The organism is Tetzosporium hominis (assembly GCF_002265435.1).
Lineage (GTDB): Bacteria > Bacillota > Bacilli > Bacillales_A > Planococcaceae > Chryseomicrobium > Chryseomicrobium hominis.
On record NZ_NOKQ01000373.1, the window covers coordinates 1 to 9,619 of the forward strand.

Genomic DNA, 9,619 nt, shown 5'->3' on the forward strand with positions numbered 1-9,619 from the left:
CAATTCACTCATTTTTTTCGGTTGACATATTACCACTGGGCTTTTTCTCGCATATCCACATATTTAAGACCGTTTTTATCTACAAACTCCAATAGATAATCAGAGTTAAATATGTCAGGTTGCTCTTTATTTTCAAACAAACTAATTTGCCCATTAGGTATCGTTTCTCTCAAATTTATTGATGGGTTGGAGATTCTATTTTCATTTTCTGATTGAACTTTTTCTAATTTACCTTCTTGTTGTTCAGATAGTGATACATCAGTTTGCTCTTCATCTGGGATATGAGGCTGATGCATTTGCGGTTCAATACCCAATTCATCAAGCTTTTCCCACAAACTATCTAATGCACTAATTCTATCGAAATAAAACTCTCGACCTCGAACTCTCCAGAATTTCCAACCTGATCTTTCTAAAGAGGCTTGACGTATCATATCACTTTCAAAGACATCGGGACCATGCCAACGTTCCCCATCACATTCCACAGCTAAACGATCTCGCACACCCTCTACTACCAAATCTATACGGTAACCACCTACTTTTACTTGAGGTGTGACTCGGTAACCTTTAGCTAAAATCATCTTCAAAACGTCTTTTTCAAATGGCGAATCGCATAGAGATTCCAAATCCTCAAACTCCTGTTTAACACGATTAGGATTTTTACAATAAGCCAAGAAAGCATATCGATAGTCTTTCTGAGAAAGATCATTTAAATCTACCGAATGATATAGACGCATCTGATTACGTGCTCGACTAGCTGCAACATTATATCTCTGTTTGTCAGCTTGTTTAGTTAAAGTCATAAATCTTCTATTAGGAGCTACTACCATTGATAATAAGATAATATCACGCTCATCACCTTGTAAATTATAAGCATTTCCGCAAATTATTTTACGAGCTACGTATTCGGCATCTCCAATTTTCTCACGAATTAAATTTTCAAGAAGTTTATGTTGTTTATCTCCTTGCAACGTAATAACTCCAATTGTTTGATCGGAAAAAATTGGATCATTTATGATTTTAGAAATATCTTCTGCTATTTTCTCAGCTTCTGGTAAATTAATATCTTTATCTCCGTGATCATTGTAACCATCGTTTACCTTAATAGCCATGACAGGTGGATCAATTTTTTCAGATTCTAGTGGTAATCGCATTGGAATCATTTGACCACTGTAACTTAAGTCATTTGAAAACTGAATAATTTCCGGGACACATCGGAAATGTTCCCTCAACATCAGTTTTCCTGCTTTCGGGAATGTCTGCTCCGCTATTTCGTATAGAGAAATATTTCCATCAAGCAACTCTGCATTAGGTATGTCACTTAGGTATTTTCTTTGTAACTCCATAATATCGTCATGATTAATTCCAACAGATTGCGGACTAATTTGTTCATCATCCCCGACGACAATCGCTTTTTTACCTCGCAAGAGTACATTAATGGAAAATAAATCACATTGACTACTTTCATCGAAAATCACCACATCAAACTTTTCATTTGTAATTGGAAAGTTCTCTAACACTTGCCCAATCGGCATTATCCATACAGGAATGGCATTTTGCGCCTCTACCATGGCTTCTCGTATATTTTTTAAGAATCTTTTATTTTTACCAGTTCCTGCTCCATAACGTTTAATTGACGTCTTCCAAGCCGATAAAGCTCTTTTTTGATTATCTGTAATGCGCTCTACCTGACTCTTCCAAGATGCATCCCTGACAATAAGCTTTAATAATTGACGCTGATTGGTTTTTTCTTTATCAATTAGCTTTCTTAATTTTGTAGAATTAATATCACTATTTTCATCTAACCAAGTTTTTAACTTTCTTAATTCAAATGCTGTCTCGTAGTCTAATGGCCATCTAAAATCAGTACCCACAACTGATTCAAGTTTTGCAGCGGTCAATGGTAAGACAGACTTTAGTTTATCTAAGACGTTATAAAATTTCTTCACTTTATCCTGAATTTCATAAAGCTCAATTGAGTTAGTAATGAGCTGTTTCCACTTCTCTATATTTTTAGACTTAAATGCTTCAATGAACTCGCTATAGATGACGTGTTTATTCGGATTTGATGCTATTGCTTTTAATTCTTTTAAATGGTTATTATATTTTGTTTCCCATTCACAGTAAGAAAGATATTTATGTGCTTGAGATATTCTCTCAACTACTTCGCCAATATGATCTAATGAATATAAATTTACAGAAGATAAGTTCAACTTTTCTTCGATTTTTTGGATTTCATCGTAAGTCTCAATGACTTTAGTCAAATAGAGATATCTCTCTTGAAGATTCTGAGGAAATCTTGCTATTTTTGAATCAATTACTTCATGACCAATTTCATTCATATTTGCATTATAAATTCTAGCAACTTCATTTTTTTCAGAAATATAATCTAAATAAATTTCTATTATTTTTACATCCTCTATTGATTCGAGTGGCCTCTGATTCAATACACTTGTCTCAAATAAATATTTAACATGTTTTCCTTTGCCCAGATAAAAGAAGAAATCAGCTTTTTTCCCTGTAGCCAGGCGTTGTTTAGCTATCTCAATGTCTGCTCGTATTTCTGATAATGGTTTTGCTGGTAAATCAAAATCATATCCTATCAGTTGATTATAAGTCAGAAGTAAAGTGCTCACATACTGCTCAACGTTCTTACTAAAGTTTCTCCACCTTTCTTCACGAGCCCCACCTGACTTTAAATCTTCAAATATCAACTTATTACTCTTATTAGTGAGAATCTCTTTTCTATCCAATAATGTTTTAAATATTTGAAGTATATACTGGATTTCTTTTGCCTCGGTAGGTAAACCGTATTGTTTTAGGTATAACTCTCCATCTTCTTTTCCTTTACCTAAGGATGAACCTTCACTAATAAACTCAACAAAAGTAGATTCATCCATTATCTCAGTTGAGATATCAGGAAGTTCCTTGTCATTTAATATCAGTTCATTTTGATTTAAGCTACTTTGCAAATTCTGTAGAGTATCAAATTCAATTTGATTTAGTGGAAAAACTGCATTTATCGATATATCATCCAAATACCATGTATAGTCTGAATCTGTTTCAGCCAATAGTTTAGCAACATCATATTTAAATAGTTCTTCTCCTTTATAGTGAAGAACCGTTCCTTCTCTTTCCGAATATACACGTAATTGGTTAAATAATTCCATTTCTTTACGATAGCTTTTATCTAATTCAGAGAGATTTCTTTTAATTTCCTTTTCTAACTTCGCCGAATCAAGTTCCCCTAACTTTTCACTTATTGTATTGATTGACTTTTCAATCTCCAAAATAGAATCTTTTCCACCACCTAATACAGGCACACACAAATCTCGAATATCTTCAGGAATTTTATTTTTCAGAACACGTAATGGATTTTCTTTCTGGCTAGTTATTAAGACTTTTTTTCCTTCAGCCAAGAAGTGCGAAACTAAGTTTGCAATGGTATGTGTTTTACCAGTGCCTGGTGGTCCCTGTACAGTCACTCCATAATTACTATTTATACGTTTTACTATTTCTTTTTGTTGTTCGTTTGATTCTAATGGGAAAAACAATATATCTTTTGGTAACAATCCTTTAGAAGAGTCATCTCCTTGCTCGCTATCACTAGACCGAGTCTCTTCACCCAAAAGTGACTGTATCGCTTCATTTAACTCAAGGTTTTCATCAGCTAATTCTTTCAGAATACTTTCTAAGTCATCTCTTAAAACTCTGGCTGTTTTCTTACGTAAAACGTATACATTTTGATCAAAAACTTTTGGAGTTGAAGTTGTTTCAACAGATGCTTGTCTAGAATAAAACTCTCCATCTGCGTGAATCGAGCGTATAAAATTTGTAAATTTGCCCTCTAAATCTCCCTTCATTTCATCTGGACTCACGGAATTTAGTATCGCGTCCGCCTTTTCTTTATTATGTAATGGAATACCTGAAAACATTTCTGTTTCTTGTTTAATGGCATTACCAGTTGCAGCAATCGTGATGATATTCTTTTCTGCATAAAGCGTGATTTCAAGCTTTTGAGTAATTAATGGCCCTCTAATTAAGCCTTGAGGATGCTTCCATACAAATAACCCTCTTCCAAATACCAATTCAAGTGTTTCACCTTCCCGATCGAAACGTGTGGCAAGTTCAAAGAACTGATTATAAAAATCAATAACCTTTTTCTTTAATAATATGTTTCGAGCCCAATCAAGCCACTTTTCTACAAATACTAGATAGTCTTCTTTACGAGTAGCATCCGCTTCAAAATATTCCACAAATTCATTTCCTTTATTATCTTTGCTTTTCTTAAATGGTAGATGTTTAGGTCTTTCTGTTTCTTTTTCCACCTTAAAGTCTAACCATGTTTTAATTGATTCTGGTGGTTCAGGATGCTTCTTCTCTTCTGAAGAAAGTGTAGGTTTGTGAATTTCTATAAAATTTTCATCGTCTATGTTTTTATTTACACTAACTCCTTCTAATCTTAGAAACTCTTCTTCATTCCAGTATTTCTCATAGTTTGTATAATCTCTTATTACCGTAGAGTTTAATTTCGTTAACTCCAGTAGATACTCGAAAAATCTTCTATTCTTAGGTTGATTTTTTATCACGATGTTCACCTCAAAATTAATTCATAAATCATTTCGTATTTAAATATCATTTTTTTATTTTTTCGATACAATTATACCATGTAAATTACCAATATTTACATCATATTTATTGCATGATGTCACAGTAGGCTGTTATTCATTTGAAGTAAAAGCAATCATAATAAATAGAAACAGAGAGACCTGTTATTCAGGTCTCTCTGTTTCTATTTCATCATTACTAATTTGCGTAGCTGCTAGTTCTTCTTCAACCAGTTTATTCATATAGTCTTCTCTCAATTGAGATAAGGTCTTCCCTGTCTTTTCATCAATAGCAAACATATATGTTTGAACACTAGACCAACCATAAAGTTGCTTAAGCCAATTTTGTAAACTAATTTCCTGACCCTGAACTACCACATTTCCTGAGTCTGTTAGTTTTCCAGTATCCTGCCGATTCTTGGCACGGATTGTATCTCCGGGAGAAACCACTCCCCACTCGATTAACTGATCAATTTTAGGAAGTGTTCGCTTTGTACGAGTTGTGCCCGACGGCGTTTTAACTGTTGTTGATTTCGTCCAAAGATTGACATAGAATTCTTTCGGATCGTTTACAGGTAATATTCGAGTTGAATCAATATAAATCTGCCCGTCAATTATATAAGGAGTCAGTTTAAAACAACTCATATCAACTCCGTTTTGATTGAGCCAGGCCACTGCCGACAAGGTTTGCTCGTCGAAATCCGAAGCAACTAGTATGATTCGTTGTTTTTCATTGAAAGACCAATCACTCTCATTTTTTTCAAGAAAATCTGTGAGTGCCCTCATGGCCGCTTCATTGGCAGTGAGATTTTCTTTAATCGCTTCTTGATCATATTGCGCCAAATAAGGTCCATAGATGATATTTACCGCTTCTTCAAGAGTTGTTATCGTTGCATAGCTTGCAGCATAGCGTATAGCTTGAAATTCAAATGCTTCTTTCCGCCCTTCAATATCTGAGCGGTCCCTTTTAATTTCAATCAAAATAATATTCCCTTGTTGATCGATTGCAGTTAAATCGCTTCGTCCTAACTTCTCATTCTTCACTTGCTTTCCAATAATCTGGATTGATTCTTCATCGTCTGTAACTAATTCGACGTTCAATCGAATCATTTCTTCTAAATCGCTTTCTTTCATCTCAAGTTTAGTAAATGTGGTCTTTTCTACCTTTTTTGTACTATGGGTGTGTTTTGTATAATGAAACATGATGACCTCCTTATGTATTACTGAACACAGACAAAAGTGACTCGTTCCTGATGGAAATCTATCGACTCTGTCTCCCAATTTTGAGACAACCAAGCTTGGCAGTGTCGACTTTTCTGGCTATAGTTATTTGCCCACCAAGGGCGATACTTCCTTGCAGACATGGGCAAGGATTGGCCTAATATATCTTCAATTTGTTGAAAAGAAAACGTGACTCTTAAAGAACCAGCTTTCTTAACCTTCTTTAATTCATCACTAATTGGTTCATATTTTGAAGACTCCACTGGATCACCTCATTAAAAATACATTTTAATATACTTACTTCTTTATATAGATAAACGATTCCTGCGTAAAATTGAAACCTAGTAGCTTAATTCACGTAAATTAATCACTAGTTAATTTCGAAAGGTGTGAACCCAATGTCACCAGCCATCATTAACCTCCTACTCGTCATCCCATTCCTTGTAATGGCTTACTTCCTCTCGCAGGGAAAAGGAGCTTTCTTGATCGCCGGCTACAACACAATGTCTAAAAAAGAGAAAGCTAAGTATGATGAGCTCGCACTTTGTAAGTTCATGAGCAAGGTTTTGTATGGAATCAGTTTCAGCATGGTGTTGCTGTCACTGAGTGAGTGGCTGGAGATGCCTATACTGATGTGGATTGGGATTGCGTTCATGACAGGACTGATTGTCTTTACGCTTGTGTATTCAAATACAGGAAACAGGTTTAGAAACAGCTAAAGCCAGCTCGCAATGGAGCTGGCTTTTTCTCTGTGTTCAGGCTTTCGAATCGAATAGGGCCTTGCCCGTCTCTAGATCAATTGGGAGAGAAGAATGCTCATGAGTGATCTGCCAAGACCCCTCTAATTTCTTCAAACCAAACGTGAAGCGGTTGGTCATCTGACGGAGCGGTTCACTTCCACCGGCTTCGTACCCTGTGAAGTTGACAGCACAGTGCACAAAGGCCACGCTCGCATCTTCTGTGATTACGACATCGTCAAAAGTCACTTCCACGACATTGTTGTCCTCTCGGATACCCGAAAACCATTCCGCTACACTTTCTCTCCACGCGGGAAGACCTTGAAGCTCCCATCTTCCCCAGCAGTCATAAAGATGAATGTCATCGCCATAGGCAGCAAGAAATTTCTCCACATCGAGTTCATAGACAGCAGTTGCGTAGTTTTCAAGAACTTCTGAAACTTCGTGGAACGAGTTCGTCATTAGGTCAGCTCCTTCGTTAGAGTAGGGCGTTTAAAGAGATGAGGTAAACGTGTGAACGGGTCGAATCTCTGTCCGCCAACCGAACTTCTCTGCCTCGTCTAGTTGCGTAGTCGGATGTAGAGCAGCCAGTTCAATGGCTTGCTGCAGGGTGTCCGCTTCGATTAGAAATACACTGCCGATCAACTCAGAAGATGCCGCTTCCAACCCGTCTGTTACGTACACCTTTCCCTCTCGCCGTTTGAGGGACGTGACTTCCGAATCCAAGCCTGCATCCACCAGCACGTTCCCCGTCATTTTCAAAGCCTCCATATGCGGCTGACAGGCAGCCATTAGAGTCTCAAATTCTTCGCTTGGCAGTTGATGCATTTTGTCTTTATCGAAGTATCCCATACATACGAAAATCATTGCCTTCTCCCCCTATATGATCCGTCTGAAAATTAAATTAGTTTGTTACTAGAAGTATAACACACCGATATTTGGAAATTTTTTAATCATAAAATCAAAGTTTACTTTACTTTTAGATAAGTTTACTTTATTCTTGTGGTAAGAGGTGAGGCAAATGAAGAATGACTTTGGCGATTCGATTTCCAATAAGGTCTATGAACATCGGGTCTTGGCCAAGCTGACGCAGGCGGAACTGGCGAATGCCGTCGGTGTCTCGAAGCAAACCATTTTCGTCATGGAAAAAGGCAACTATGTGCCTTCGTTGTTGCTGGCTTTTCGGATTGCGCAGTTTTTCAAAGTAGAGATCGACGACATTTTTATGTATGAGAAAGGAACGGGTGCAAATGCTGACTGAAAACATGACACTTTCTATTTTTTCTCCAGTGATGACTTGGGCTGAGAGTTCGAATGCGAACTGGAACATGCTGTTGATGGGCAGCCTGGGATTCTTGATTGTCGGAGCCGCTTTAGTGACGGTGTATTACTACAAAATCGGAAAACCGGATGAACGCACGAATCAGATTTATTTAAAGAGTGTCTTTGTACTACTTGGGGCTGTGATCCTCGGGGACTTCTTTCTTCCTAAAGAAGAGATGTGGACGATTTTCTTCATCATTAAGTACGGGATTGCTTTCTTGGCGTGTGGGATTTATTTGGCAGTTCAGTACAAGCGGGATTTTGCGAGTTGATTTTAGCTTCTGGACAAACAAAAAGAGAAGGCCACGGGACCTTCTCTTTTGTATATTTCTCTTATCGACTCTCTTTCTGTCTTCCGAACCTAGCGACTTTCTTTAAATAAACTGCGCCACCTACGACTATCGCAAAACCTAGCAGTTTGTAACTAAAATTTTTCACGAAATCACCATCGACTGTGGTGGAGAGAAAGAAGAGACCCAAAGCGATGAATAAGAAGCCGATGATGAAATGGATAACTTTCAAAGAACCCCTCCTTCTAAGAGTTTAAAATGAATTAAGGAAGCACCCGATGTCAATCACCTATCTGTATCGTGCTCTCACCCATTTCCTCAATAGTGATAGGCATCTCTACTTCTTGATCGTACACAAGATAAATATTCTTGCCCGTACTTTTAAATGTATAAAGCAACGCTTCGAATCCACTGACAATTACCTTTTTCGTCTCTGGGTGCGCTGAGCCGACAGTTGTTCCAGTAGTACTCGCCCAGTCCGTTATCTCGGGTCCAAAAGACAGCGAGGTGACCGCTTTCCAGCCATACTCGACTTTGTCCACACGAGTTACCGACATCCGCCCTTCCTCATGGTATGCGACTGGCTCATGAAACACATAGACCGAATCTTCTAGTTCCATAATTTCAATAACGTAGACCGGATTTTCTCCCATATATTCTTGAACTGCCCTTTCTGGTGTCGACGACGCCTCTGCCATTCCCGACTGGTCATACCATAAGAACGCTGCCAGTCCCATTACCACCGCGACTATAAATAACACACTACTTCTCTCCACCACATCACCCCTTTTTGGTTCATCACCATAAGTCGTGGTTGACACTTGAACAGCTTAATAATGTAAATAAATAGAAAAAAAGCGAAAACACCTGTATCGTAATTGTTGTCTAGACAAACCACGATAGGAGTTTTCGCCTTGTCCCAACAGTTTATCAAATTAGTCCTTCCACTTCCATCATTTTTTACAATTCATCCGTCATCCGACAACGAACCAAACGTGTTTCGAATTTCTACGCTGAACCGTCAAGTCCCATGTGTTGTCTGTTCAAATCAGACAGTCCGCCACTCAAAGGAACGTCGCCGTTTTAGACATTCCTACGCCTGGGGCGTAGGGACGATCTGGATCGAGATAGATGTCCCACGCCAGGTCTGTAAAGAATGTGGTATCACGTTTGTTCATGACTTTGGCTTAGGCCTAGTTCGTTCTTCCACCAGACATTATAGAGTGGAGATTGCAAAACGTTGTCATGGTAGGACAATCTCTGATGTCTCGCGTGAGTATGGTGTACCGTACACGACCGTTGAAAGATGGTTCTATGAATACGCTTCGCGCCAGTTGGAGACTAAAACCGCAAGGCATGTCTTGGTTGATGAGTTCGCTACGCGCAAAGGTCATCATTACGCGACAGTGGTCATTGATGCGAAATCTGGGTGCGTCCTTTCTAT

11 protein-coding genes are annotated in these 9,619 nt (G+C 38.1%); 4 read left to right on the top strand and 7 right to left on the bottom strand.

Features of this window, described 5'->3' with window-relative positions; all coding sequences use genetic code 11:
* Positions 1–29: 29 nt before the first annotated feature.
* From CF394_RS15370 to CF394_RS15380, 3 genes are all read right to left on the bottom strand, one after another.
* Positions 30–4,586: a PDDEXK-like endonuclease domain-containing protein gene (locus CF394_RS15370; protein WP_094944811.1), complete on the bottom strand. Its 4,557-nt coding sequence runs from the start codon at positions 4,584–4,586 to the stop codon at positions 30–32.
* Between the two features lie 183 nt (positions 4,587–4,769).
* Complete coding sequence (locus CF394_RS15375) at positions 4,770–5,807, bottom strand: hypothetical protein (RefSeq protein ID WP_094944813.1); 1,038 nt, start codon at positions 5,805–5,807, stop codon at positions 4,770–4,772.
* Positions 5,808–5,824: 17 nt separating this feature from the next.
* The gene (locus CF394_RS15380) at positions 5,825–6,088 is read right to left on the bottom strand and encodes a DUF7662 domain-containing protein (protein WP_094944815.1); all 264 of its coding nucleotides are present in this window, start codon (positions 6,086–6,088) and stop codon (positions 5,825–5,827) included.
* A gap of 135 nt (positions 6,089–6,223) precedes the next feature.
* Here CF394_RS15380 and CF394_RS15385 point away from each other — a divergent pair, with 135 nt between their 5' ends.
* On the top strand, positions 6,224–6,544 hold the full coding sequence (locus CF394_RS15385) for a DUF3784 domain-containing protein (protein ID WP_094944817.1): 321 nt from the start codon (positions 6,224–6,226) through the stop codon (positions 6,542–6,544).
* 36 nt (positions 6,545–6,580) lie between these two features.
* Here CF394_RS15385 and CF394_RS15390 read toward each other — a convergent pair whose 3' ends face one another.
* Together CF394_RS15390 and CF394_RS15395 are read right to left on the bottom strand one after the other, a co-directional pair.
* The gene (locus CF394_RS15390) at positions 6,581–7,024 is read right to left on the bottom strand and encodes a YybH family protein (protein WP_094944819.1); all 444 of its coding nucleotides are present in this window, start codon (positions 7,022–7,024) and stop codon (positions 6,581–6,583) included.
* Positions 7,025–7,054: 30 nt separating this feature from the next.
* Positions 7,055–7,429 carry a YciI family protein gene (locus CF394_RS15395; RefSeq protein ID WP_094944821.1) on the bottom strand — a complete coding sequence of 125 codons (375 nt, stop codon included), beginning with the start codon at positions 7,427–7,429 and terminating at the stop codon, positions 7,055–7,057.
* Positions 7,430–7,583: 154 nt separating this feature from the next.
* On the opposite strand from CF394_RS15395, the gene CF394_RS15400 reads away from it, so the two are divergent.
* Together CF394_RS15400 and CF394_RS15405 are read left to right on the top strand one after the other, a co-directional pair.
* Positions 7,584–7,823, top strand: coding sequence for a helix-turn-helix transcriptional regulator (locus tag CF394_RS15400; RefSeq protein WP_094944823.1), 240 nt, complete (start codon positions 7,584–7,586; stop codon positions 7,821–7,823).
* A complete protein-coding gene (locus CF394_RS15405) occupies positions 7,813–8,157 on the top strand; it encodes a DUF2178 domain-containing protein (RefSeq protein WP_094944825.1) in 345 nt (114 codons plus the stop codon). Before CF394_RS15400 ends, CF394_RS15405 begins: the two co-directional genes overlap by 11 nt.
* A gap of 61 nt (positions 8,158–8,218) precedes the next feature.
* Here CF394_RS15405 and CF394_RS15410 read toward each other — a convergent pair whose 3' ends face one another.
* Positions 8,219–8,407 carry a hypothetical protein gene (locus tag CF394_RS15410; RefSeq protein ID WP_094944827.1) on the bottom strand — a complete coding sequence of 63 codons (189 nt, stop codon included), beginning with the start codon at positions 8,405–8,407 and terminating at the stop codon, positions 8,219–8,221.
* Between the two features lie 49 nt (positions 8,408–8,456).
* Positions 8,457–8,936 carry a hypothetical protein gene (locus CF394_RS15415; RefSeq protein WP_094944829.1) on the bottom strand — a complete coding sequence of 160 codons (480 nt, stop codon included), beginning with the start codon at positions 8,934–8,936 and terminating at the stop codon, positions 8,457–8,459.
* Between the two features lie 153 nt (positions 8,937–9,089).
* Between CF394_RS15415 and CF394_RS15425 the strand changes: the two genes are divergently transcribed.
* A partial coding sequence (locus CF394_RS15425; protein ID WP_165767584.1) for a helix-turn-helix domain-containing protein occupies positions 9,090–9,619 on the top strand: 530 nt, incomplete at its 3' end.